Below are 23,672 nucleotides of genomic sequence, written 5' to 3' on the forward strand. Positions count from 1 at the left end.
CGCCCGGCCCGCCCCCCGGCGGTGAGGTGGGCGGGTCTCGGGCGCCTCGGCTCATCCCCGGGGTGGAGTCCTCCCGGAGCGTCGGGAGGTGGGATACGCTGTCGGCCGCGTCCAAGGCTCCACCGGACGCCGAGGTGGCCCCCATGAGCGCATCCCCCCTCTTTGGTGACCTGCTGCTCAAGCTGGGTATCGTCACGCCCGTGCAGGTGCAGGAAGCCCTGGCCCTCCAGGCGCTCACTGGCCAGCGCGTGGGCGAGGCGCTCATCTCCCTCGGCTACGTCACCCGGGAGCAGATTCAGGACGCGCTGGGAGAGGCGTTGGGTCTGCACCACGACAAGGGGCCCTCGCAGCCCGCCCTGGGCGAGCTGCTGGTGGGGCTCAAGTACGTGACGCTCGCGCAGCTCGAGGAAGCGCTCGCCCGTCAGCGCCGCGACGGGCGCAAGCTGGGCGAAATCCTCGTGGAGCTGGGGCACTGCACGTACAAGCAAATCTACGAGGCGCTCGGCTTGCAGAACCGCATCGCGGGCCGGCAGGAGAATCCGCGGCCCTTCATCGACGGGCGCCGCCGCGTCGTCGTCGTGGACGACAGCCCGCTGGCGTGTGCCTTCGTGCAGGAGGGCCTGGTCGCCCTGGGCTACGAGGTCCTCTGCTTCCAGGACCCGTTCGAGGGGCTGGAGGGCATGAGCCGGCTTCAGCCCGCCATCGTCCTGAGCGATTTGGAGATGCCCGGTCTGGATGGCGTGGAGCTGTGCCGCCGACTCAAGGAGGGCCCCACGCGGGGCCTGCCCGTCATCATCCTCACCGCGAATGACCGCGAGGCGGAGCGCGTGCGCGGCCTGCGCGCGGGCGCGGACGACTACGTCAACAAGTCCGCGTCCATGGATGAGCTGGCGGCGCGAATCGAGAGCGTGGTGCGCCGCACCGGTGAGACGGAGCGGATGCGCAAGCTGTTCGCCCGCTACACGTCCGCGGCGGTGGTGGACGAAATCCTCAAGAGCGCGGACGCGGTGGTGCTCACCGGCGAGAAGCGCGAAGTGACGGTGTTGTTCGCGGACATCCGCAACTTCACCGGGCTGGCGGAGAGCCTCCCTCCCGAGCAGGTCGTCGGCGTGCTCAACCAGGTGCTGGGCCGGCTGTCCGACGCGGTGCTCACCTGCGGGGGCACGCTGGACAAGTTTCTCGGCGACGGGCTGATGGCGGTGTTCGGCGCCCCGGTGGCGCGCACGGACGATGCGCTGCGCGCGCTCCAGTGCGCGAAGATGATGATGGACGCGATGACGGACCTGCGCGTGGAGGCGGAGGCCGAGTGGGCCGCCAACGGCCGCGAGGGCCACCCGCTGGTGCTGGAGCTGGGCGTGGGCATCAACTCGGGCGTCGTCGTCGCCGGCAACATCGGCAGTACCGTGCGCTCCGAGTACACCTGCATCGGCGACGCGGTGAATGTGGCCGCGCGGCTGTGCGCGCTGGCGGGCCCCGGGGAAATCCTCGTGGGCGAGCGCACCCGGGAGCTGGTGGACGCCAACGAGACGGCCTTCGAGGACCTGCCCCCTGTCCGCCTGAAGGGTAAGCAGCAGCCGGTGCCGCTATTCCGCGCGCTTTAGGCCCGCGTGAAGTCTTCCGCACCCCAGGCCCCCTCTGGCGGTAGGGTGGGGGGCATGAATCCGTCCGCTGACGACCGCCCTCCGCCCTCCCGTCGCTCACCCGTGCTGTGGGTGGGGCTGGTGTTCGCCCTCGCCCTCATCTGCGCGGTGCTGGTGGGGGCGCTGACGCGCTCGAAGGCGGTGTACGCGGAGCGGATCCACCAGGACATCGGCGTGCTGGAGGACGCGCTGTCGCGCTTCCACGCGGACGGCAACGAGCTGCCGGAAGAAGCGGACCTGGAGCCCCTGCTGGTGCCCAAGTACCTGCCCGCGCTGCCGCTGGACCCGTGGGGTCGGCACTACCGGTACACCAGCAACGGCACCCAGGTGTTCATCGCGACGTTCGGCAAGAGCGACGACCGGGGCGGCAGCCGCGAGGAGCAGGACCACACCAACCACGACGGACACCCCCGGCCGGAGCCGGTGAAGTAGCCGTCCTGACGTGCGGCCGTGTGCCTTCGGGCCCGGCGACCGGTGGGCCTCCGGGCGGGCTGTCATGACGGAGGGGCCCCCCGCCTGGCGGCGTCGTGCGCATCTGTCCTGGAGGGGATGGACGTCCAGGCCATCCCCGCGAGGAGGGCGGCCATGGCCATCGTCTGTGCGAGCCCGCTGATGGCGCGGGAGTCCCGGGAAGTGGAGGTCGCCGCGGCCCTGGCGGCCCGGCTGGGAGAGCCGCTCCTGCTCGTGGGCGTCATCGACGGCGAGCCGCTGACGGAGGCCACGCGCCTGGAGGCCCAGCGGCACCTGGAGGCGCAGGCGGAGCGATTGGAGCTCCCCCCGGGCCGGGTGAGTTGCCGGGTGCGCTCGGACACGGACGCGGTGCTCGCGGACGAGGAGTGCCGCCACTCGCGCTGGGTGGTGGCCGCGGCGGAGGGCTGGCGCACGTCGGCCTGGCGGCGGGCGTCGCTGCCGGAGCGGCTGGCGCGCCATGGCTGCGGCCCGGTGCTGTCGGTGCGCCGCGAGGACGCGCTGGTGGACTGGCTGCGAGGCCGGCGGCGCCTGCTTGTCGTGGTGGGCGTGGATCCGCTGTCCCCCACCGCCGACGCCGCCGTGGCCTTCCTGCGCGAGCTGCGCCGGGTGGGGCCGTGCGACGTGCTGGCCACCTACGTGTGCTCGCCGCTGGAGGAGCGCGACCGGCTGGGCATCCACACCCCCGTCCACGTGGACCTGCTGGAGCCCCGGGCGCGGGACATGGAGGCGTTGGACCCGGCGGTGGAGACGGTGCTGCTGCGCGAGGTGCGTGAGCAGGTGGGGGACTTGCTGGGAGAGGGCGGCGTGGAGGTGGTGCTGGAGCCGGGCTTCGGCAGGCCGGCGGACCACCTGCTGCACGTGGCGCTCTCTCGCGGCGCGGACCTTGTCGTGGTGGGCATGCGCGCGCGGGGGGCGGTGAAGCGGCTGTGGCACGGCTCGGTGTCGGCCGGGGTGCTGCGCAACGCGGAGCAGGCCGTGGTGTGCGTGCCGGACGTGCTGCGCGAGCCCCGGCATGCGCTGCCGCCGCGCAGCGTGCTGGTGCCGGTGGACTTCTCCGACGCGTCCGAGCGCGCCATCGCCCAGGCCCGCTCCCTGGTGGGGCCGGGTGGCCGGGTGCACCTGCTGCACGTGCACCGCAAGCGCCTGGGCGAGACGGGGGGCTTCATGGACCACTACGGCGTGCTGCCGGAGCCTCCTCGCGAGCGCGAGGTGATGCTGCGACGGCTGTGGGAGCTGGTGCCTCGCGACGAGGGCGCCCAGGCGCTGCGCTGGAGCGTGGAGGGCGTGACGGGCGAGGACATCGCGCAGGCCATCTGCCAGGCCACCGAGCGCGAGGGCGTGGACCTGGTCTGCCTGGGGACGTCGGGGGAGCCCTCGCGGGAGCCGGACGCGCTGCCCGGCGCGGTGGCTCGGGAGCTGGTGGCGCGCTGCCGCCGGCCCGTCATGGTGGTGCCCGGCACGTGACACGTTTGAGACAGCAGTCACTCAGGTACACATGAAAGGGTTTTCAGGTGGGTCGCTTCGAGCCCCACCTGTCAGGACACGTGGCCCGTTGAACGGGAGACCCGATGGGGCGCTAGAATCCCCGCACCACGCATCACAGCAGGGGGTTTGCCGGTGACGCTCAGTGGTTACCGAGAAGAAGAGCTCGTCTGCAATCGTGCCTCGCTCATCATCCATGGCGGCACGGAGGAGGAGCGCCGCAGCTGGGCCCAGGAGGCCGCGCGCAACTTCGACGTGGAGCTCGTGGAGGTGCGACAGGCCACGGACCTGGCCGCGGCGCTTCGCCAGCGCAACGGCGTGTTGTTCATCCCCGATGCCGCCAAGCTCGGGCGCGACGCGCAGGGGCTCATCCTGCGCTGCCTGCAGATGCAGGAGGAGCGGCCCAAGGTCGTGGTGGGGGTGTCGGGCGCGGCGGACGCGGCGCTCTCTCGAGGCACGCTGCGGGAGGATCTCCACTACCGCCTGCACCAGGCGCAGGTGGACCTGCAGAAGGACGGCATGCGGGAGCTGCTGCGGCGGCGCTGGGCGCTCCAGTCGGAGCAGCTCGCGCTGAAGGCCGCCGCCGCGAAGGCCGTCGCGGAGTCGGAGCGCGAGGCCGCGGAGGCCCGTCGCCCCGGCTCGGTGACTCGCACGCTCCCCAAGGCGCGCAAGCCGGTCTCCAGCTCGCGCAAGCCGGCGTCCCGCAACCTGTCGCCTCGCTGAAGGGCGCGACCTCCACGCGCGGGGGGACTCACTCCCCTCGCGCCGTCAGTCGAGGCGCGAGGGCCCGTCGGCGCCCGGCCCACTCGAAGACGCGAGGAGACCCCATGTCGCTGGAGCTCATCCGAGGAGACATCACCCGAGTCGACGCGGACGCCATCGTCAACGCGGCCAACAGCTCGCTGTTGGGCGGCGGCGGCGTGGATGGCGCCATCCACCGCGCGGCCGGTCCGGAGCTGGTGGCCGAGTGCCGGCTCCTGCACGGCTGCCCCACCGGACAGGCGAAGGTGACGCGGGGCTACCGCCTGCCCGCCCGACACGTCATCCACACCGTCGGCCCTGTCTGGCGCGGCGGCACCCATGGCGAAGAGGCCACGCTGGCCCGGTGCTACAAGAGCGTCTTCGCCCGGGTGTCGGAGCTGGGGCTGCGCTCGGTGGCCTTCCCCTCCATCTCCACGGGCATCTACGGCTTTCCCATCGAGAAGGCCTCACCCTTGGCCCTCCGGGAAATCCAGGCCGCCCTGGCCCGACTGTCACATCTTGAGAAGGTGACAGTGGTGCTCTTCTCGGAGGCGGACCTGGAGACGTATCAGCGCGCGCTCGAGGGGCTCCAGGGGGCCCCGGGGGGCGAGAATGTGTGAACGAGGAAAACTGGGCTAGAGTTTCGCCCACGTCCTTTCTTCGTCGGAGCATCACATGTCTCAGGAGAATGCTTCCCCCAAGCCCAAGCGCGGGCTCAAGCGGCCCATCGAGGTGGTTCGCGCCGAGCTGATGAGCGACGCGGACACCAAGAAGATCGCCGCGGCCGTGAACATGAAGCTCGAGGACTACGTGGAGCTGGTCCTCAAGTACGCGCAGGACAAGGACCTCGACCCGGAGCTGAACATCGTCCCCGACGAGGAGCTGAAGAAGAACGGCATCACCCCGCTGACGTCCGACGAGGCCGCGGACCTCCTCATCCGAGGGATGAAGGGGGAGCTGCCCGGGTCGGCTCCGGACTTCGACAACTCCAAGTTCGAGCAGAAGGCCGCGGGCGGGAAGCCCTCGCTGGGCGCGCCGGACGCTCCGTTGCCGCCGTCGACGCCGTCGGCCCCCTCCACGGGGACCCAGGACGCCGCGGCGCGGCAGGCGATGTTGGATCAGATCAAGCGGGGCGGTGGCGGCCGGGCCTGAGGTCCGGCCCCCTGGGCTGGAAAGCGGAAGAAAATCCGACGGAAATTCTGGCGGAAACTATTCAGCCGCTCTGTCGAGAATCACTGTGAGTCTTCTCTCTCCCAAACTTCCGCGTCCCCCGCGAACTCTGAGGTGTCACCATGGGCCTGTTCAATCTGAATCCCGCGAAGCTGTTCAAGGACGTCCTCAAGGGCATTGGCAGCGCGGCGGAGAAGGTCGGCGGCCTCGCCGGTGGCATCGCGAAGTTTGGTGAGAAGCTGCTGGGCTTCCTGAAGAAGCCGGCCTCGGAAATCATCGAGCCCATCACCAACAAGATCAGCGAGCAGATCAACAAGATCCCCTACGTGGGCAAGTTCCTGGCCCCGGTGGTGGACGGCCTGCTGAAGCAGGGCGTGACGTCGCTGGTCGGCGAGGGCCCCATCGGCGGCATCGGCGCGCTGGCGAAGGCCACCTCGAAGATCGAGGACGTGACCAAGGTCGCCGAGCAGGTTCGCGCTGGCGCCGAGAAGGTGGGCGCGTGGACGGACAACGTCCTCGGCCAGCAGAACGTGCAGAACATCATCGCGCAGCGCCACGCCTCCTTCATCGAGTAAGGCCTCGCGCCCCTGGCGCGAAGATGTGGCAAGCCCGAGGGCCGGTCCTCCGCGAGAGCGGGGCCGGCCCTTCGGCTTTGCGGGGTACGGGAGGCTGGGTGTCCCCCGGCGAGAGGGATGAGCACCGAGGGCTGGCCTTCCGTGAGAGCGGGGTCGGCCCTTCGGCTTTTGCGGGTACGGGAGGCTGGGTGTCCCCCGGCGAGGGGGATGAGCGATGAGCATTGAGGGCTGGCCTTCCGTGAGAGCGGGGCCGGCCCTTCGGCTTTGTGGGGGACGGGAGGATGGGTGTCCCCCGACGAGGGGGATGAGCGATGAGGGCTGGCCTTCCGTGAGAGCGGGGCCGGCCCTCCGGCTTTGCGGGGGACGGGAGGTTGGGTGTCCCCTGGCGAGATGAATGAGCACCGAGGGCTGGCCTTCCGTGAGAGCGGGGCCGGCCCTTCGGCTTTGCGGGGGACGGGAGGACTCGTGTCCCCAAGCGACGAGGTGGGCACGGAGGGCCGGTCTTCCGTGAAGGCGGGGGTGGCCCTTTGGCTTTGCACGGGAGGTTGGGCCCCCTACCAGCCAGGATGAATGGGCATCGGGGCTGGTCTTCCGCGAGAGCGGGGTTGGCCCTTCGGCTTGCCCAGGCACTTGTGGCTGGAGCGGTGGTTCTCGTCGGAGCGACAGGTGAGGGGGGCTGAGGCCTGGCTTCTCACAGGGCCAGGGCTTCAACAGGCCCTGCCTGGGACGGGCTTCCGTTCTGGAAGGTTCGGGCCAGTTCTGGCGACGATGGAGTGAGTCCGCCTCTGCGCGGCTCTTCCCTTCGGAGAAGGAGCCCGCATTTCAGCCGCTTGGAGCGAGCCAGGCTCAGTGGATGCTCCTCGTTACGGCGAAGCAGTCCCTCAGTTCGCGTGGTCGGGCACCAAACCTGGGTGAATGGATACCCAGTTGTGATCCTCGCCCCTGAGGCGAAATCCATACTGGCAGTATGGATTTTTGAGGGCTTTTTTCTCGGCTTCTAAGGCGGTGGATCACGCCCATGCGAAGCGGTGTGGCGCTGCCGCGAGAAGTTCCCGGGAAGGGGTGTGGCGCGCCCTGTGGATCATCCCGGCCCGGGTTTCGGTGCGGGTCAGCCCTCTTCGCGGGCGAGGCGCTTCACGTCGCGCAGGAGCCGGTCGGTCGAGTCGCTGTCGGCGCTGTCGTAGTAGCCGCGAATCTCTCCGCGCGAGTCGACGAGGACGAAGTGCGTACCGTGGAAGATGGAGAGCAGGTCGTCCTCGGCGGCGCCGGCCTCACGGCCCATGCTGACCTTGAAGCCCTGGACGATGGTGTCCTTGAGCACGTCGTAGTCGCCGGTGAGGAAGCTCCAGCGGGCGAAGTTGGCGCCATGGAGTTGGCCGTATTCGGCGAGGCGCTCGGGCGTGTCGTACTTCGGGTCGACGGAGAAGGAGACGAGCTGGAGGTTCGGGCCGAAGGAGTCGGTGCTCGTCTGCACCTGGGCCATCTTCCGGGTGAAGGCCGGGCACACGGTGGGGCAGCGGGTGAAGATGAAGTTGGCGATGAAGGGGTGGCCCTTGAGCTGGGTGTTGCCGAAGGGCTTGCCGTCCTGGCGGGTGAAGGTGAAGTCCGGCAGGGCGCCCAGCTGGGGCAGGGGTTCGTTGCCCGCGCGCATCAGGTTGACGGCGGCGACCGAGGCGAGTCCCAGGGCGACAACGGCGAGACCGGCCCAGAAGCCGGGGCGTTGCGTGAGACGGGCCGGGGGGAGCGCGAGAGGGGAGTCGGCGGACATGGCCCGCACCTAACGAAAGGACTGGGAGGGCACAAGCGCGTCGGAGGGCCAGGGGTCAACCTGCCTACTCGCGAGGTGTAGCCGGCAGCAGGCCGCCCCGAGGGCAGGCGGGCCCGGCGAATGCGGACGGGGCCGTGGCTTGAGGCCTCAGGGTCCGCGTGCTAGCCGGGAGAGCGGTGATGACTGGCGAGAGCGCTCCACTCCGAGTCGACGAGCCGCGTCCCACCTTCCGGGGCGAGGGATGACGGGGCGCATGGCACTCGACGCCGCCGTGTCCTGCCATCCTGAGCGAGAAATGGATGGGCGCATGTCACTCGATGGCGCCGCCTCCCACGTTTCGGAGCGAGGGGCGGATGGGCGCATGTCACTCGATGGCGCCGCCTCCCACGTTTCGGAGCGAGGGCTGCGTGGGAGCAAGCTACTCGACGCCGCCGTGTCCCTCCTTCCGAGTCGAGAGCTTCGAGCGCGCATGTATCCAGTCGGAGCAGCCGCGGCGATTTCCGTACAGAGCCCCAGCTCGCGACGACGAGGCGCATCCATTCTTTCATCGCGAGCGATGCGCGTGAGCGAATCAGTCGAACTTCCCATCCAGGCGCCAGGCACCGTGTTCCGCTTCCCAGCGGGAACAATGCGCGGGACCTTGTCGCTCGCCGGGCTCCTCCTGGCCCTCATGCCCCTGGACGTGCTCGCCTGTGCGACGTGCTCCCTGCGCGAGCCCGAGTCCGCGGTGCGCTCCGCGCTCCTGGTCGTGGGGTTGATGCTCACGCCCTTCCTGGTGGTGGGCGTGGGGTTGTGGGCGGTGCGGCGCGCGGGCCGGGAGGATGGCGCGTGAGCACGTCTGTCGAGGAGAAATCCCAGCCATCGTCGGACACGCCCACGAGCACGAGCACGAGCGCGAGGACGCTGGCGCTCCCCGAGGACGCGAGTGTCGACGGGCATCGCATCGACGCGCTGCTGGGTTGGAGTCATCGCTTCGAGGCGGGCATGGCCGCCCTCGCGCTCGGGTGGATGGTGGTGGCGGTGTGGCGCTTCCGAGGCTCGAAGCGAGCAGCCTCGGACGGAGGCACGAAGCGCTCCCGCGCGTGGGTGCTCGGCCTGGCGCTGAGCACGTTCCTGGTGGTGGACGGAGCGCTGCTGGTGGGCTCGGAGGGCTATCTGCGGGACGTGCTGTGGAACCTCGACGTCCCCGCGAAGGACCCGCGCACTGTGCGGATTGAAATCAACGCCCACCAGTGGTCCTGGGAGGCGCGCTACGCGGGCGAAGATGGCCGCTTCAACACACCGGACGACGTGGTGACGTGGAATGACCTGCGCGTGCCAGCGGGAGTCCCTGTCTGGGTGCAGCTGGTCTCCACGGATGTGGTGCACGGCTTCTCTCTGCCGAACTTCCGGGTGAAGCTGGATGCGATTCCGGGGCGCGTGAATCAGACTTGGTTCCGTGCCGCGCGCGAGGGTGCCTGGGAAGTGGCCTGCTATCAGCACTGCGGCACCAGTCACTACCGCATGCGCGGCGAGCTGCGAGCCCTGTCCGCGGAGGCCTATGCCGCATGGCTGCGCGAAGCGGGAAGGCAGGCCGTGCAGGCGTACGACGTGGATGACAGCGCGGCCCACTGGGGCTGGGAGTGGAAGGCGCCGTGAGTCTCCTCTCTCTCGACCACAAGGCCGTGGCGCGGCGCTACCTGTGGAGCGGGCTGGGCTTCCTGTTGCTCGGAGGACTGCTGGCGCTGGCCATCCGCTGGCAGTGGGCCTGGCCGGGGCGCTCGGTGCCTGGGCTCGCGTGGGCACTGCCCGAGTCCCACGGCGCGTTGACGCCTCCCACGTACACGGCCGTCTTCACGATGCACGGCCTGGTGATGATCTTCTTCGCGGTGACGCCGCTGCTCTTCGGCGCACTGGGGCACTTCGTGTTGCCGCTGGCCATCGGTGCACGAGGGCTCGCCTTCCCGCGACTCTCGGCGCTGGGCTACTGGGTGTACGCGCTCGGGGGCGTGTTGATGCTGGCCTCGTTCGCGGTGCGGCTCGGGCCGGCGAGTGCTGGCTGGACGGCGTACCCACCGCTGTCGACGTCGGCCTTCACGCCCGGATTGGGGCAGACGCTGGTGACGGTGGCGGTGTTGTGCGCGGGGACTTCGGCCTTCACGTACGGCTTGAACTTCGTCGTCACGGTGGCGCGGTGTCGAGCGCCGGGGATGACGTGGGGCCGACTGCCCCTGACGGTGTGGGGACTGTTCTTCGCCTCGGTGTTGAACGTGGTGTTCGTACCGGTGCTGGCCGCTGCGACAGTATTGCTGTTGATGGACCGATTGCTGGGCACGCAGTTCTTCATCGCGGGCGCGGCGGCGGTGGGCGGTGGTGGAGACCCGGTGGTGTACCAGCACCTCTTCTGGCTGTTCGGCCATCCGGAGGTCTACATCCTCATCCTGCCCGCGTGGGGCATGGTGGGGGACCTGGTGGCGTTCTTCAGTCGCAAGCCCGCGCATGGCTATCGACTGACGGCGGGGGCCATGGGGACGGTGTCCGCGCTGAGTGGACTCGTCTATGCGCACCACCTCTTCACCAGTGGCATGTCTCCATTGCTGGGCCGCACGTTCATGGTGCTGACGCTGCTCATCTCCCTGCCGGCGGAGGTGATGTTCCTCAACTGGCTGATGACCTTGTGGCGAGGCAGCGTGCGGCTGACGTCGCCGATGCTCGCAGCGCTGGCGACGATGGTGGTGTTCGGACTGGGCGGAATCACGGGGCTCGCGCTGGGCGCGGTGGCCACGGACGTGCCGCTGCACGGAACGCTGTGGGTGGTGGGGCACTTCCACCTGACGATGGGAGCCGCGAGCTTCCTGGGCCTCTTCGCGGGTCTCTACTTCTGGTTCCCGAAGATGTTCGGCCGCGCGCTGCACGAGGGGCTCGCGAAGGTGCATGTGCTGTCGAGCGCGGTGCTGTTCCTCGGCGTGTTCGGCGGACAGCTCGCGGCGGGCTACGCGGGGCAGCTGCGGCGGCTGTATGACCCGTACCAGTACACGTACCTGAAGCACCTGTTGCCGCTGAACCAGTGGACGACGGTGTGCGCGTTCCTGCTGGGCGCCGCGCAGGTGGTGTTCGTGGTGAACCTGGTGTGGACGTTGCGCCGAGGGCGAGCCGCGGAAGCGAACCCATGGCAGGTGGGAACGCTCGAGTGGACGTGTGCATCAAGCCCGCCCGGCGAAGGCAACTTCACCCAAGTCCCCGTGGTGCTGCGCGGGCCACATGCGCTGTCGCAGCCGGAGGTGCTGGAGCAACTGGGGCGCGACTGGATTGGACAGGCGGAGGTACTGCCAGGTGTGGCCCGAGAGGGTGCCGGTGAAGAAGCACTGGCCACGGTGTCCACCGTGAGGAGTGTGACATGAGCGAGCGCGGACGGAGTCCAGCCGAGCACCTGTCGAACCCTGCACGAGCCCCCAGGTGCGCGACATGAGCGCGGAGCGCAAGCCGGCGGTGGACGGGCCCCGCTCCTCCGAGTCGGAGACGCGCGCCGATGCCACTCCGCCCTCGAGGTCTCAACCTCTCGGCATGACGCCGCTGCCTGCCGCGAGCGACGCCCGCACGGAGAACGCGAACGCGGAGGGAACAGCGTGGCTCGGCACGGTGCTGGGGCTCGCCGCGTGGACGATGTTCTTCGCGTCGCTCGCCTTCGCGGTGGGCTGGTATCGGATGCGCGAGCCGTGGCCCACGCTCCCCGTGTCCCTGTTGGGGCTGAGTCTCACGGGGCTCCTGCTGCTCGTGGGGAGCGCCGTGCTCCACCTGGGCCTCCGTCGGCGCGAGTCACCGTGGCCCGCGAGGGGTGCCCTGCTCCTGGGGCTGGGCTTCCTCGCGCTCCAGGCGATGTGGACGCATCAGGCCTGGTGGACCGAGCACGTGCGCATCCCCGAGGGCGGAGTCTCCGCATCCGCGTTCCACGGGCTCACGGCGCTGCATGCGCTGCATGTGCTCGTGGTGACTTTCAATCTCTTCCTCGTCTGCTGGCGCCACACGCGCGGCGCGGACGTGCGAGCCTCCTTGCGACGTCACGTGTTGGGCTGGCACTTCGTGACGGCGATGTGGGTGCTCCTCTTCGTGGCGGTGTACCTCCCATGACTCCTCGCGGAACGTCCCGTGTGAACACCCTTCGCGTCCTGACGGTGTTGTTGCCGCTCGTGCTCACGGGCTGTCGCTCGAAGAGTGCCCCCAGCTTCGAGCCCCTGAAGCTGGCGGACGGCCGAGTCATCCCGGCGGAGACGCTCACGCGCGGGCACTCGGTCTACACGTACTACTGCGCGTCCTGTCACGGAGAACTCGGTGACGGACAAGGGCCCGCGGGGCGTGGGATGAGGCCCGTGCCTCGCAGCTTCCGGCAGGGCCTCTTCAAGTTCGGCGGCGTCGCGGTTGGCGAGCTGCCCACGGACGATGCGCTGAAGCGCACGTTGCGTCGCGGCCTGCACGGCACGCCGATGTTCGCGTGGGACGTGCCCGACGCGGACCTGGACGCGGTGCTGCAATACGTGAAGACCTTCAGCCCGCGCTGGAAGGAAGAAGTCCCCGGCAAGCCCCTAGCCATGTCGACCGACCCGTGGCGGGGCCGAGACGCGGAGGCCATCGAGCGAGGCCGGGTCGCCTACCACGTCTCGGGCGCGGGGAACGCGGGCTGCTCGAGCTGCCATGTCGCGTACCTCCCCCGCTCGGAGCTGGCCGCGCTGCTGAAGAAGGCGCTGGGCCGCGACGTGGACCTGTCCAAGATGGACCCCTACACCGCCCTGGCCCGCGAGTCGGACCACCCGGTGGCGGTGGACGCGAAGGGCGAGCCCACGAAGACGGAGAAGGTGCTGCCTCCAGACTTCCTCTTCCAGCCGCTGCGCACGGTGTGGCCGGTGGGAGACACGGTGGACGGCTCCACGTACACGGCCGAGCGCCAGCGCGAGGACCTCTACCGCGTCATCTCCTCGGGCGTGGGGGGTGCGGCGATGCCCACGTGGAAGGGCGCCATCCCCGAGGAGAACCTGTGGGCGCTCGCGTACTACGTGCAGACGCTCGTCGTGCTGCGCGACACGGACGCGGCCGATGAGCTCAAGACCCGACTGCGAAGCTCGGCTCAGTGAGTCGTTCCCGAGGGCGCACGGGCGCCACGTGTGCATCTTCCGTGGGGACGCGCGCGAGCCGGATGAGCTTCAGTCGGGACAACAGCCGCATCACCTGCCATGTGGGGTCCAGCTCGAAGCGTCGCGCGGCGAAGTCAGGGCTCGCGGGCCGGGCATGGTGGTTGTTCTGGAACAGCTCGCCCATGCACACCACGTCCATGGGCAGCGTGTTGCGTGACGCGTCCCGGCTCGCGAAGTTGCGATAGCCGTAGCGGTGTCCGCACCAGTTGACGATGGCGCCGTGCACCGGCCCCATCACGAAGTGCGCGGGCAGGAGCGCCCAGTGCCACCGGCGCGTGGCGAAGCGCCGATAGAACAGCGTGTAGAGCGCGCCGAAGCCCAGTCGCGCGGGCCAGCTGTTGAAGACCTTCTCCAGCGCGGGCCACTCGGGATAGCCCCCGAGGAAGCGAGCCTCCGGCTGGATGCGCCGCGTGAGCAGGCCCGCGTAGCGCTGGGCCGTCCGGAGCATCATCCGCAGCGGATTCTTCTGGTGCGCGGGCGAGTGGGGGTCCTTCTCGGTGTCCGCGTAGGCGTGGTGCTCGCGGTGGAGGATGGCGTAGGCGCGCGGGTCCAGATAGCTGGAGCCCTGCACCAGCGCGGTGCAGAGGTGGAGGGCGCGCTCGGTGCGAGGCCGCATCGTGTACATGCGATGCGCGGCGTAGCGGTGCTGGAAGAGGCTCTGGAAGAGCACGCTCAGCGTCCAGTGTGACGCGAAGAAGAGATAGACCATACCGGCTCAACTTCCGGGCATGTCATCACCCTGTCAGGCCCGTCCCGAAACGGACCCGCCCGCCTTCATTCCCCCGAGGCGACGGGTGTCCAGACAGCGGGGCGGGGGGCTCCACCCTCGTTGGTCCAGACGTCCTGCGCGGGAAGCCGTTGTCGCCAGTCGGAAGGTGGGTGCGCGGAGGGAGTGCGAGACGTCATGCTCGCGTCGCCAAAGTCGAGCAGGCGCAGCAGATTCTCCTGAGGGCTGATGCTGTAGGCGAACCACAGTCCCTCGAGCAGCAGGTGATGGCGTCCCGCGTTCAGTCCGCCGATGTCGCTCCGCGTCGGTCCACCGTCGTCGGCATCGCGGGTCAGCGGAGCCATCTCCGCGAGGGTGACCAGATGCAGGGCGACTGTCATGCGGACCTCATTGGGCAGCCGCCAGTACGCATGATGGAGGCGGGAGGGAATATCGACGTTGTAGGAGAGCATGGCGGAACCTCTGGCGGCCCGCCGCGCACGTCGTGGGGAAGGTCAGCTTGAAGGGATGGGGGGAGATATCTTGAGGGTAGGCATTGCAGAGGCGTGGTGCGCGCCAGGCCCGCCCTGGAGTCGTGGGGCTCGCTCGTGGGGCAGGGCACACGCCCGCTCACCGTGCGCTCCGCTCACGGTACGTCGAACAGAACCCGGTGTTGCTCACCCCGGTGAGCGGGAAGCCGACGGCCTGCCTCCCTGTTCACCCACTCCCACCGAGCAAGTCCCCCGACGCATCTCCTGGGAGGGGAGAGGTGGTGCGGCATGCGTGCTCCGAGACGACAGGAACTCATCATGAAGCGCGTCGCGGACATCATTCGCGAGCACCACGACGCCATCGTCCGTCTGTGGACCGCGGAGGCGACCCGCGCCGCTTCCGCCCGGGGGCTGGATGAACCCGAGCTCAAGAACATCATGCCGACCTACCTGGCCTCGCTCGCCACCGGCGAGCCGCTGGGGGTCGCCACCGCGATGCGACGCAAACACGTGGAGAGCCATGTCGCCGCGCGGCTTCGCCAGGGGTTTCACGTGGCGGAGGTCGTCGAGGAGTTCGCGCTCCTGGGGCGGTGCATCTCCATGATGTGGTCCACGGCTCCGCGAGAAGCGCGGCCCGATGTCGTGGAGGTCGAGCAGCTCTTCATCGAGCTGCATGGCGCCTCGGCGGCCGTCATCGAACTCTTCAGCGAGCACATGCGGGACGACGAGCAGACGGAGAAGCGTTACCTGCGGCTCATCCAGAACGTGGCCAGCGAGGCGCTGGAAGTGGATGCGGCCTCGCTGCGAGAACGTCTGGTGGAGGTGCTCGAGCTGGTGATGGAAGGCCTGGGGGCCCAGGGAGGGCTCCTGCTGCTGAATGAGCCGGAGCAGCGCAAGTTCGTCATGGTGGCTTCCGCGGGTGTCGCGCGGGAGGCCCTGGCGCGATACGTCCCCACGCTGGAGACCATGCCCCTCGCCGCGCAGGTCCCCGGGTTGACGGGGGACGAGGGGACCTCCGCCGAGGACGCCGAGGCCACGGTGCTCAAGGTGGACGAAGACCTTCATCGGAGCGGCATCCAGGCGCTGCTCGGGCTTCGGCTGGCCACGCATCATGCCCTGATAGGCGTCATGTGCGTCGGCCTCGCGGAGGCCCGCGACTTCACGGCCCGGGAGCGACGACGGCTCGAGTCGCTGGGAGAGCAACTGACGGTCCATCTGGACAACGCGAAGCTCTACTCGGACCTGCGCGCGAAGGTGGCGGCGCTCCAGTCCGAGCGTGAGCTGCGAGAGCGCTTCGTCTCCGTCCTGGCCCATGACTTGAGGGGCCCGCTGTCCGCGGCGAAGATGGGGGCCCAGCTCCTCATCCGGCGCCCGGAGACGCTGGACGAGCGGCGCGACCTGGCACGACGCATCGACCAGAACATCGAGCGCACGGACCGGATGGTGAGGGACCTTCTCGACGCGAACCTCATCCGGGCGGGGAGGCGGCTCGCGCTCCAACTGGCGCCGTGCGACCTGGACGTCATCGCCCGCGACGTCATCGAGGAGCTGAGCCTCCTGCACGGCGAGCGCTTCCTGCTCGTCGCGCCGGAGCAGCAGGTCCGGGGCAACTGGAGCGCGGATCAGCTGCGCCGGGCCCTCTGGAATCTGGTCAGCAACGCGGTGAAGTACGGCGCGTCCGACGCACCCATCACCCTCATCGTCGCTCGGACCGAGCAGGGCGCGTGTGTCTCCGTCCACAACGAGGGTCGCATGATTCCTCGCGCCGACCAGCAGACCCTCTTCGAACCCTTCACGCGGACACGCTCCGCTCGGGAAGGGCTCGCGAAGGGTTGGGGACTGGGGCTGACCCTGGTGTGGGGCTGTGCCCGGGCCCATGGTGGCAAGGTGACCGTCGTGAGCGAGGAGTCCACCGGGACGACCTTCACGATGGAGTTGCCTCCCGACTCGGCGCCCTACCAACCCCGGGAGTGACGCAAGCAGCCCGTCCACGGACGTCCACCTCGGGAGATTCCGCGTCCGCGGCTCGCGATGCCCGGTGAAGGAGCGCGCGTCCTCGCGCCTCGGAGCACGGGGTTGGTGTGTCGGATGCAGTGGAGCCGGCGGTTCCTTCCGGAGAGAACCCCATGGCCCGAATCGACGCCTCAGGCGGCACGTCCCTTCCCCTCGACACCCTCGCCGACGCGGTCCCCACGCCGTCACTCCCACGCACGCCGACCGCGCAGGCGCGCAACGAAGTGAGCGCCTACGATGGCCCTTCCAGCCGAGCGTCCCCCCGAGGCGCGGAGCCGTCGCCTGGAGTCGCGGGCCCGACGGTGTCGGCCGGAGCGCTGGCGGCCCTGGGCGGAAGGCTGCGCGCCCCCAGCGCGGAGGTCCCCTCGGACGTCTCGTCGGAGCTCCAGGCGCGGCTGACGCGCGGCCTCGGGGACTGGGCCGTCAGCGACACCGACGTGAAGACGGTGCACACGTTGCTCGGACAGCTCCCGCCCGCGGCGTACCGGGCGACGCTGGACTGGATGGAGCGTGAGGGGCTCCTGAAGACGTTCCTCACGGAGCAGGACCCTGGCGCCCGCGAGTCCTTCCTGAAGCAGGCCGAGGCGAAGGGGGTCCTCCAGCGACTCGCGGGAGAGCCCGCGTCGGGGCCCCTGGGCTACCCGGGCAAGCCGGAGTTCCTCCGCAATGACGCCGCGTTGCCGGAGTCCCTCAGGCACGCCGTGAGCGAGCACGCCGTCGCGGCGGGGAGGGCGTTCCACGCGGCCCACGCGGCGTACCTGGGGCGCTACGCGCAGGCGGTGGAGGACGCGCCGGGCCTGCCCGAGCTGCGCAAGCTCGGGGCGCCTCGGGACGCGCGACTGCCCGACTCGGTGCTGGGCCTGGACCGGAGGGACCCCGAGAGGGAGGCGTATGCGAAGCAGTGGCGGCTGGCGGTGGGCGCGCCGACCTCCACCAACTGGGTCTATCAGGCCATCAATGCCCGCCAGCGAGCGCTCCTCGGAGAGCGCACGGGCGGCACCCTCGCGCTGAAGGGCAAGGCGGAGCTGACCCAGGGCAACCTCAAGCTGGGGGGCGAGGCGCAGGTCGACTCGCGCGGCAAGGTGGACCTGAAGGGCTTGAGCGGGGTGGAGCTGAAGGGCGGGCCGGTGGGCCTGAAGGTCACGCAGGACACGAAGGGCGGATTCCAGTCGGAGATGAAGCTCGATTTGGGGCTCGTCAAGGTGAGCCAGGTCTCGGACGGGGAGCTGAAGGTCTCGCTCGGCGTGGGCAAGCTCGCCGGGAGCTACACGACGCTCAACCTGAAGGAAGCGCGGTTCGGAGGGGGCGTCTTCGCCCAGGTGGAGGAGGCGGGGAACAAGGCGGAAGTGCGGCTGGGCTTCGACATGAAGGGGCTGACGGCCCAGCGCGCGAAGGAGGCCGTGGATCGCCAGCACGTGGGCCTCTTCGATGAGCCTCCAGAACTGGGACGGGGCCAGTCCTGGGACGCGCTGCCGGAGTCGAAGCGCGAGCGCTATGTCCGTAACGGCTGGAACCGCGAGGAGTGGACGCGTGCCCAGGGCGCGTGAGCGGCAGGTGCGGCCGGCCACCCCGGCGCCCGCCCGCCGGGCAAGGGAGGAGGCTGGAAGCAGGGCACCTCGGACGCCGCATGCGCACCCTTTTTTGCGGAAGTCCCCCATTCAATTCGAGTGAGGCAGCGGATGGCGACGGAGCGAGCGGAGCGGTTCGTGGAGGCACTGTCGAGACTGGAGGAGAGCGGCGACCTGGAGGGCCTCATCGAGCTCTTCAGCGACGATGCGCGCGTGAGCAACGTGGCCTCGTCCCGGGTCTTCTCCGGCAAGGAGGGCGCGCGTCAGTTCTGGCGCGAGTACAAGGGCACGCTGCGTCAGGTGAAGTCCACCTTCCGCAACATGATTGAGGCCGGCGACAGGGTGGCGCTCGAATGGGAGTCCCAGGGCACCGCGCACAACGGCGCGGCCGTGGCCTACGAGGGCGTCTCCATCCTCGAATGGGACGGAGAGCACATCCGCCGCTTCTACGCGTACTACGACCCGCACGCCCTGGGCACGGAGCTGGCGCACGGCACCGCGCGACGCTCGGAGGTCCCCGCCACCACGCCGGCATGATTCCGTCAGGCTGACTCGGGCGTCCGGGGCAGCTCCACCGTGACGGTGGTGCCCAGCCCCGGCGAACTCTCCAGGTGGATGTGCCCGCCATGAGCCTCCACCACCTGCCGGGAGAACCACAGCCCCAGGCCGAAGCCGCCGTAGTGCCGCAGCGGCACCGCGCGGCCGAAACGCTGGAAGAGGTGCGCGAGCTGCTCGGCCGGAATGCCGATGCCCCTGTCCCGCACCACCAGCCGCGCCAGGTCTCCGGGGATGCAGGACACCTCCACCTCCACGGGCCGTCCCAGGCCGTACTTCAGGGCGTTGGACAGCAGGTGCGTCACCATTCCATCCACGCGGGAGTGGTCCCACCGCCCGGGGACGGCGTTGGAGGCGTGCAGGAAGAGGGAGGCGCCCGCCCGCTCGCGCTCCTCGGTGAAGCGCGCCATCACCTCGCGGCACACGTCCACCAGGTCCACCGGCTCTGGCGTGAGGTGCAGGCGGCCCTCGGACAGGTGGGCCACCTCCAGCAGCTCGCGCACCAGCCGCCCCAGCCGGTCCACCTGCTGCACGGCCGACGTGGTGCGCTCGCGCACGTCCCCGTCCGAGGACATCCGCCGCAGCCGCGAGAGCTGGAGCTTGAGGGCCGTCAGCGGCGTGTTCAGCTCGTGGCTGGCGATGGCGAGGAACTCGTCGCGCAACTGCAGCGCCTGCTGCGTCTGGTGGAAGAGGTGCGCGTTCTGCACGGCGGCGCTGGCGCGGCGGGCCAGCTCCACCGCGAGCGCCAGGTCCTCCTCGGTGTGGTGTCGGCCGGACAGACAGTGGCCCAGGGTCAGCGCGCCCAGCACGCCCTCGGGCGTCTCCAGGGGCACGGACAGCCAGGAGGTGGGGGAGAGGGCGCGCAGCAGGGACAGCTGCTCGGGGCCGCACGCGGTGGCCTCCACCCAGGCCGCGTCGATGTCGGGGTGGAAGGCGGGAAGGCCGCTGGCGAGCGCGCAGATGGGCGTGCCCGGGCGCTCGGGCGGGTGCCAGCGACTGGCGGCGAGCAGGCCCGCGCACTCCGGCGTGGCGGCGTGGAAGGTGCGGCGCACCTCGTGGTCCGGCCCGAGCACGTCGATGATGCAGAAGTCGCCCAGCGTCGGCACCAGTCCCAGGGCCACGCCGCGCAGGGTGTGGCCCAGGTCCAACGAGGTGGCGAGCACCGCGGTGGCGTGCTGGAGCAGCCCCACGCGCTCCACCTGACCGCGCTCGGCCGCGAGCAGCCGGGCCCGCTCCAGGGCCATGGTGGCCTGCTGCGCCAGCATGTCGATGAAGGCGCGCTCCTCCGTGTCGAAGTCGTGCGCGCGACCCCAGATGAAGGCCAGACAGCCCACCGTCCTGTCCCTGGAGAAGAGCGGAAGGCAGGCGATGGACACGTCACCGCTCTCGGGACGGGCGGCCTCGGCGGCCTCCGGGAAGCGCACGGCCATGGAGGTCAGGTCCGTTATCCACAGCGGGGCCCGGTCTCGCACGGCCACGGCCACCGGGACGTGGGGGGCTCCCACGGGGACGTGGGTGAAGGCGGCCTCCACCGCGGGGGGGCAGCGCACGCTGTGGACCATCTCCAGGGACGTGCCCGCCGCGTTCAATAGATACAACCCCCCGGTCTGCGCCTCCAGGGTGCGCACGGCCTCCACGACGACGGCGCGGGCGACGTCCTCGGGGGTGAGGGCGGCGGAGAGGGCCAGCGTGAGGGACTGGAGGCTGCGCATGCGCGCGCGCGCGAGTTCGGCGCTGGCACGGGCCCGGCGGCTTTCTGCCAGCAAATCCCCCCCCGGACCCTGTCCTTCGTCGGGTGGTGGCAAGCGGAGGCTGATGGACGAATGCTTCTCCATGCGCGCTGCCCGACGGCGCAGGTGACGCCGCGAGCTCCATGCACTGAAACGCATCCCAGGCCGGATTTCCGGCCCCGGCGGGATGAGTGTCCTGCGGCAGTCAGTCCTCCGCGCGGCCAGTGAACACACCAGCCGCCGGCTTCCGACCCCGAGCCCGGAGGAAGGTGGCTGTCGGACAGACGGCCCCGCCCCTCAAGCGGCTTCCGCTACGCGGAGTGTGGCGCTACCGTCCCGCCTGGACCTTGGAGTCACTCCTCCGGGGTCATCACTGGCACGGAGGTTTCGTTCGGGTCTCCCAAGCAGGCTGTCTCCGGTCGCCTCCGCCTTCTGGCATCGCGTCCACGAAACCCCTGGCCGGTCCCTGTTGCGGCGACTTTGCAATCGGTTCCGGGTTCTTCGTGAGTCACGTCGGCATGATGGAAGCAGGACGCCCGGCACACCCTGAAGCCCCGTCCGCCTCGGCCACCTGCCACGCGCCCTCACGGATACCCACTGATGAACCGTTTCGCCGCCGTCCTCGTCATCCTGTCCTTGCTGTCCACCACCACCGCTCGCGCCCAACAGAAGTCGCCGCCACCCAAGGACGCACCCAAGACGGAAGCGCCCGCCGAACAGCAGCCCGCGGCGGAGGACCCTTCGCTGGACTTCGACCTGCTGGAGCCTGACGAGCTGGCGGGCGCGGCCAAGGTGGACCCGGAGCTGCAAGCGCGCCTCGACCGCCGCCGCACCATGCTCAAGCTGCACCAGGGGCTGGGGTTCGCGCTGGCCGCGGGGCTCGTCACCACGACGGTGCTTGGCCAGCTCCAGTTCAACGACTCGTTCCGCGGTGGCGGTGATGACCGCAACCTGCTGGGTCTGCACCGCGGGTTCGCCGTGGGCACCTCCGTCGTCTTCGCCTCCGTGGGCCTCTTGGGCCTGTTGGCCCCCAAGCCCCTGGAGAAGGAGGAGTTCCAGTGGGACACCATCACCTTCCACAAAATCTTCATGTCCATCGCGACGGCGGCGATGGTGGCGCAAATCATCCTCGGCATCATGGCGACGGACCGGTATGGACGGCTGTCGGAGACGGACCTCGCCACCGCGCACCAGGTCGTTGGCTTCACCACCCTGGGCGCGGTGTCGGCCGGTATCTTCACGCTGTTCTTCTGAATCTTTTCGCCCGCGTGCCGTTGGGCATCGGGTGGGCTGACATTGATTTTCTGGAGATGGACATGACTGTTCGACGACTGGCGCTGCTCACCACCCTGCTTGTCTCCCTGCCTGCCCTGGCCCAGGGCACGGCGAAGGCGTATGCGCTGAAGAAGGACGCCAGCACCCTCACGTACCGACTCAATCACCCGGCGCACAAAGTCGTCGGCACGGCGAAGCCCATCGCCGGCAAGGCGAACCTGAAAGCGGACGGCACGCTGCAGGTGATGGTGGTCGCCAACGTGAAGGACTTCGACTCGGAGAACCAGAACCGCGACATCCACATGCAGGAAGTGACGGAGGTGGCCAAGTACCCCACCGTCGAGTTCAAGGGAGCGGCCACGGGGGTGACGGTGCCCACGACGTTTCCGACGAAGGTGCCGGTGACGCTCAAGGGGCAGCTCGACTTCCACGGGGTGAAGCAGAAGGTGGAGGTGCCGGTGACGGTGCTGTTCAAGTCGGCCACGGAGGTGACGACGGATGGCTCGTTCACCGTCAGCCTGGAGTCCTACAAGATTGAGCGTCCCTCGCTGTTGATGGTGAAGGTGGACGACGAGCTCGTGCTGGAGCCCAGGCTGGTGTTCGAGGTGGAGAGCAAGTGAGCACGTCGCGACGAGGTTTCTTGAAGGGCATCCTCGGCACGGGCGCGGCGGGTGCGGCGGCGACGGCGCTGCCGGGCTGCGCGCCGGATATCGACCCCGCGCCGGTGACGGACGTGTCGGCCAGTGACGCGGGCACGGTGGACCTGTTGGTGTCGCGCTATCCGGACCTGGAGCGCGTGGGCGGGGCCATCACCGTGCGAGTGGCGGGCGAGGACACGCCGCTGCTCGTGACGCACGCGGCGCGGGACGACTACTCCGTGTTGTCGTCGCTCTGCACGCACGCGGCCTGCCCGCTGGGGTTCGACGGCCGGGAGGTCGTCTGCCCGTGCCATTTGTCGAAGTTCAATCCGGCGGATGGCTCGGTGACGCAGCGGCCGGCCACGGTGGGGCTGCGCAAGTTCGCCTCGCGGTACAACGCGGGGACGCAGGTGCTGAGCATCGACCTGCGCGCCGGCGAAGATGGCTTCCCGTCGGCGGTGGGCGGCGAGGTGCGCCTGCCTTTCGCCGAGTTCCCCACCCTGCGGGACAACGGCAGCGTGGTGGAGGGTGTCCCGGGCGGCTACGGCAAGCGCATCTTCGTCTTCCGGCTGGCGGACGGCTCGCTGTCCGCGGTGGACGGGCTGTGTACGCACCAAGCCTGTGAGGTGACCTCGCGGCCGGCGGAGCAGGACCTCATCTGCTTCTGCCACAACTCCATCTTCACGGCGAAGGGCGAGGTGACACAGGGCCCCGCGGTGCTGCCGTTGAAGAAGTTCACCGTGACGGAGACGCCAGACGCGGTGGTGGTGACGGGCGTGCAGTGACGCTCGGTGGGCGACCTTCTCTCTGTTGGTGAGAGGGTTTGCACCGGAGGGCCTCGCGGGTTTCCACGAGTGTGGGGACTCACGAGGCCCTTGACGTTTTCGCTCGCGCCGAGAGCGAGTGGGGCCTCTTGTACCCCATGGACAAATCGAGCATGGATCTCCCGGGAAAATGGAATCCATGCCGACCAACCGGTTTTGTCCGAGGCTGTCCTGGCGAAGTGGGGCCTGGGTGTGGGGCTTGTGGCTCGGGCTTCTGGTGTTGCCATTGCGTGCGAGGGCGGAGATCTCCCCCGACGTGCGGCGCTACCTGCTGTCCATCAACCGGCTCATCGAGGACCTGGCGTATGAGCGGGCGCTGGAGCAGATCGCTCGCGCGAAGAAGGTGTCGAAGGGCCCCGAGGACGACGTGGCGGTGTCTCTCTACGAGGGAGTCACGCTGGCGGAGCTGAGTCAGGGGCGGCAGGAGGAGGCGGACGCGGCCTTTCAGGCGGCCCTCTTCCTGAATCCAGACGCGAAGCTGCCGCTGACGGTGTCGCCGAAGCTGCGCAAGCGCTTCGAGGCGGTGCGGCAGAAGGTGTTGAAGGAGCTGGCGTCGCGCGGTGAGCGCCCGGACGCGTTGAAGATGGACGTCCCTGAGTCCCCGCAGCCGGTGGTGCGCGCTCCCGTGGTGTCTGCCGCACCGGTGGCGGAGGTGGCCACGGAGGGCTCCTCGCTGCGAGAGCGGGCGTGGATGCCGGCCGTCGTGGGTGGGGTGTTGGCGGTGGGGGGCGGGGTGATGTGGTTCCTGGCGTCGAAGGAGCAGGGGAAGCTGGATGGGCCGTCCGAGGACATCCGCACGGAGAAGGATGCGCGTGCGGTGGCTTCGCGGACGCGGTCGCTGCAGTCGGTGGGCGTGGGGC

Annotated in this window: 23 protein-coding genes; 19 read left to right on the forward strand and 4 right to left on the reverse strand. The window is 69.7% G+C overall.

The genetic code is table 11. The features are described from left to right. The first annotated feature begins 143 nt into the window (after positions 1 to 143). From FJV41_RS33320 to FJV41_RS33350, 7 genes are all read left to right on the forward strand, one after another. On the forward strand, positions 144 to 1,601 hold the full coding sequence (locus FJV41_RS33320; RefSeq protein ID WP_141646630.1) for an adenylate/guanylate cyclase domain-containing protein: 1,458 nt from the start codon (positions 144 to 146) through the stop codon (positions 1,599 to 1,601). Between the two features lie 54 nt (positions 1,602 to 1,655). Next, positions 1,656 to 2,072, forward strand: coding sequence for a type II secretion system protein GspG (locus FJV41_RS33325; RefSeq protein WP_141646631.1), 417 nt, complete (start codon positions 1,656 to 1,658; stop codon positions 2,070 to 2,072). A 153-nt stretch (positions 2,073 to 2,225) separates the two neighbouring features. Next, positions 2,226 to 3,575, forward strand: coding sequence for a universal stress protein (locus tag FJV41_RS33330; protein WP_141646632.1), 1,350 nt, complete (start codon positions 2,226 to 2,228; stop codon positions 3,573 to 3,575). Between the two features lie 153 nt (positions 3,576 to 3,728). Then, positions 3,729 to 4,316, forward strand: coding sequence for a Fis family transcriptional regulator (locus FJV41_RS33335; protein WP_141646633.1), 588 nt, complete (start codon positions 3,729 to 3,731; stop codon positions 4,314 to 4,316). A gap of 104 nt (positions 4,317 to 4,420) precedes the next feature. Next, a complete protein-coding gene (locus FJV41_RS33340) occupies positions 4,421 to 4,954 on the forward strand; it encodes an O-acetyl-ADP-ribose deacetylase (protein ID WP_141646634.1) in 534 nt (177 codons plus the stop codon). Positions 4,955 to 5,009: 55 nt separating this feature from the next. Continuing rightward, the gene (locus FJV41_RS33345; protein WP_141646635.1) at positions 5,010 to 5,486 is read left to right on the forward strand and encodes a hypothetical protein; all 477 of its coding nucleotides are present in this window, start codon (positions 5,010 to 5,012) and stop codon (positions 5,484 to 5,486) included. A gap of 140 nt (positions 5,487 to 5,626) precedes the next feature. Then, on the forward strand, positions 5,627 to 6,079 hold the full coding sequence (locus FJV41_RS33350; protein WP_141646636.1) for a hypothetical protein: 453 nt from the start codon (positions 5,627 to 5,629) through the stop codon (positions 6,077 to 6,079). Positions 6,080 to 7,187: 1,108 nt separating this feature from the next. Here FJV41_RS33350 and FJV41_RS33355 read toward each other — a convergent pair. Then, complete coding sequence (locus tag FJV41_RS33355) at positions 7,188 to 7,847, reverse strand: SCO family protein (protein ID WP_141646637.1); 660 nt, start codon at positions 7,845 to 7,847, stop codon at positions 7,188 to 7,190. Between the two features lie 562 nt (positions 7,848 to 8,409). Here FJV41_RS33355 and FJV41_RS33360 point away from each other — a divergent pair. From FJV41_RS33360 to FJV41_RS33380, 5 genes are all read left to right on the forward strand, one after another. Then, entirely contained in the window at positions 8,410 to 8,679 is a 270-nt protein-coding gene (locus FJV41_RS33360) for a hypothetical protein (RefSeq protein WP_141646638.1), read from the forward strand. Next, the gene (locus FJV41_RS33365) at positions 8,676 to 9,485 is read left to right on the forward strand and encodes a cytochrome c oxidase subunit II (RefSeq protein ID WP_246137579.1); all 810 of its coding nucleotides are present in this window, start codon (positions 8,676 to 8,678) and stop codon (positions 9,483 to 9,485) included. The genes FJV41_RS33360 and FJV41_RS33365 overlap by 4 nt, the downstream gene beginning before the upstream one ends. After that, positions 9,482 to 11,227, forward strand: coding sequence for a cytochrome c oxidase subunit I (locus FJV41_RS33370; protein WP_141646639.1), 1,746 nt, complete (start codon positions 9,482 to 9,484; stop codon positions 11,225 to 11,227). Before FJV41_RS33365 ends, FJV41_RS33370 begins: the two co-directional genes overlap by 4 nt. Positions 11,228 to 11,291: 64 nt before the next feature. Beyond that, a complete protein-coding gene (locus FJV41_RS33375; RefSeq protein WP_141646640.1) occupies positions 11,292 to 11,954 on the forward strand; it encodes a cytochrome c oxidase subunit 3 in 663 nt (220 codons plus the stop codon). Positions 11,955 to 11,974: 20 nt separating this feature from the next. Continuing rightward, positions 11,975 to 12,952 (forward strand): c-type cytochrome, encoded by a 978-nt coding sequence (locus FJV41_RS33380; protein WP_246137580.1) that lies wholly within the window; start codon positions 11,975 to 11,977, stop codon positions 12,950 to 12,952. On the opposite strand, the gene FJV41_RS33385 is transcribed toward FJV41_RS33380, so the two are convergent. Together FJV41_RS33385 and FJV41_RS33390 are read right to left on the reverse strand one after the other, a co-directional pair. Beyond that, a complete protein-coding gene (locus FJV41_RS33385; protein WP_141646642.1) occupies positions 12,921 to 13,721 on the reverse strand; it encodes an acyl-CoA desaturase in 801 nt (266 codons plus the stop codon). The two genes, FJV41_RS33380 and FJV41_RS33385, sit on opposite strands and share 32 nt — an antisense overlap. A gap of 65 nt (positions 13,722 to 13,786) precedes the next feature. Continuing rightward, positions 13,787 to 14,191, reverse strand: coding sequence for a hypothetical protein (locus FJV41_RS33390; RefSeq protein WP_141646643.1), 405 nt, complete (start codon positions 14,189 to 14,191; stop codon positions 13,787 to 13,789). Positions 14,192 to 14,527: 336 nt separating this feature from the next. On the opposite strand from FJV41_RS33390, the gene FJV41_RS33395 reads away from it, so the two are divergent. From FJV41_RS33395 to FJV41_RS33405, 3 genes are all read left to right on the forward strand, one after another. Then, a complete protein-coding gene (locus FJV41_RS33395; RefSeq protein ID WP_141646644.1) occupies positions 14,528 to 16,183 on the forward strand; it encodes an ATP-binding protein in 1,656 nt (551 codons plus the stop codon). A 152-nt stretch (positions 16,184 to 16,335) separates the two neighbouring features. Then, entirely contained in the window at positions 16,336 to 17,769 is a 1,434-nt protein-coding gene (locus tag FJV41_RS52570; RefSeq protein WP_174489930.1) for a hypothetical protein, read from the forward strand. Positions 17,770 to 17,901: 132 nt separating this feature from the next. Beyond that, complete coding sequence (locus FJV41_RS33405) at positions 17,902 to 18,327, forward strand: nuclear transport factor 2 family protein (RefSeq protein ID WP_141646645.1); 426 nt, start codon at positions 17,902 to 17,904, stop codon at positions 18,325 to 18,327. A gap of 5 nt (positions 18,328 to 18,332) precedes the next feature. On the opposite strand, the gene FJV41_RS33410 is transcribed toward FJV41_RS33405, so the two are convergent. Further along, positions 18,333 to 20,111, reverse strand: coding sequence for a sensor histidine kinase (locus tag FJV41_RS33410; protein WP_174456189.1), 1,779 nt, complete (start codon positions 20,109 to 20,111; stop codon positions 18,333 to 18,335). Positions 20,112 to 20,675: 564 nt separating this feature from the next. On the opposite strand from FJV41_RS33410, the gene FJV41_RS33415 reads away from it, so the two are divergent. From FJV41_RS33415 to FJV41_RS33430, 4 genes are all read left to right on the forward strand, one after another. Continuing rightward, positions 20,676 to 21,329 (forward strand): hypothetical protein, encoded by a 654-nt coding sequence (locus tag FJV41_RS33415; protein WP_246137581.1) that lies wholly within the window; start codon positions 20,676 to 20,678, stop codon positions 21,327 to 21,329. A 62-nt stretch (positions 21,330 to 21,391) separates the two neighbouring features. Beyond that, a complete protein-coding gene (locus FJV41_RS33420) occupies positions 21,392 to 21,970 on the forward strand; it encodes a YceI family protein (protein ID WP_141646648.1) in 579 nt (192 codons plus the stop codon). Beyond that, positions 21,967 to 22,773, forward strand: coding sequence for a Rieske 2Fe-2S domain-containing protein (locus FJV41_RS33425; protein ID WP_141646649.1), 807 nt, complete (start codon positions 21,967 to 21,969; stop codon positions 22,771 to 22,773). Before FJV41_RS33420 ends, FJV41_RS33425 begins: the two co-directional genes overlap by 4 nt. Before the next feature lie 238 nt (positions 22,774 to 23,011). Continuing rightward, a partial coding sequence (locus FJV41_RS33430) for a hypothetical protein (RefSeq protein WP_181791108.1) occupies positions 23,012 to 23,672 on the forward strand: 661 nt, incomplete at its 3' end.

The organism is Myxococcus llanfairpwllgwyngyllgogerychwyrndrobwllllantysiliogogogochensis, from assembly GCF_006636215.1.
GTDB lineage: Bacteria > Myxococcota > Myxococcia > Myxococcales > Myxococcaceae > Myxococcus > Myxococcus llanfairpwllgwyngyllgogerychwyrndrobwllllantysiliogogogochensis.

Bases quoted from the DNA above. Each gene is read 5' to 3' on its own strand.
- FJV41_RS33320 (WP_141646630.1), top strand. From the start codon at position 144: ATGAGCGCATCCCCCCTCTTTGGTGACCTGCTGCTCAAGCTGGGTATC.
- FJV41_RS33325 (WP_141646631.1), top strand. From the start codon at position 1,656: ATGAATCCGTCCGCTGACGACCGCCCTCCGCCCTCCCGTCGCTCACCC.
- FJV41_RS33330 (WP_141646632.1), top strand. From the start codon at position 2,226: ATGGCCATCGTCTGTGCGAGCCCGCTGATGGCGCGGGAGTCCCGGGAA.
- FJV41_RS33340 (WP_141646634.1), top strand. From the start codon at position 4,421: ATGTCGCTGGAGCTCATCCGAGGAGACATCACCCGAGTCGACGCGGAC.
- FJV41_RS33345 (WP_141646635.1), top strand. From the start codon at position 5,010: ATGTCTCAGGAGAATGCTTCCCCCAAGCCCAAGCGCGGGCTCAAGCGG.
- FJV41_RS33350 (WP_141646636.1), top strand. From the start codon at position 5,627: ATGGGCCTGTTCAATCTGAATCCCGCGAAGCTGTTCAAGGACGTCCTC.
- FJV41_RS33355 (WP_141646637.1), bottom strand. From the start codon at position 7,847: ATGTCCGCCGACTCCCCTCTCGCGCTCCCCCCGGCCCGTCTCACGCAA.
- FJV41_RS33375 (WP_141646640.1), top strand. From the start codon at position 11,292: ATGAGCGCGGAGCGCAAGCCGGCGGTGGACGGGCCCCGCTCCTCCGAG.
- FJV41_RS33385 (WP_141646642.1), bottom strand. From the start codon at position 13,721: ATGGTCTATCTCTTCTTCGCGTCACACTGGACGCTGAGCGTGCTCTTC.
- FJV41_RS33390 (WP_141646643.1), bottom strand. From the start codon at position 14,191: ATGCTCTCCTACAACGTCGATATTCCCTCCCGCCTCCATCATGCGTAC.
- FJV41_RS33395 (WP_141646644.1), top strand. From the start codon at position 14,528: ATGAAGCGCGTCGCGGACATCATTCGCGAGCACCACGACGCCATCGTC.
- FJV41_RS52570 (WP_174489930.1), top strand. From the start codon at position 16,336: ATGGCCCGAATCGACGCCTCAGGCGGCACGTCCCTTCCCCTCGACACC.
- FJV41_RS33405 (WP_141646645.1), top strand. From the start codon at position 17,902: ATGGCGACGGAGCGAGCGGAGCGGTTCGTGGAGGCACTGTCGAGACTG.
- FJV41_RS33415 (WP_246137581.1), top strand. From the start codon at position 20,676: ATGAACCGTTTCGCCGCCGTCCTCGTCATCCTGTCCTTGCTGTCCACC.
- FJV41_RS33420 (WP_141646648.1), top strand. From the start codon at position 21,392: ATGACTGTTCGACGACTGGCGCTGCTCACCACCCTGCTTGTCTCCCTG.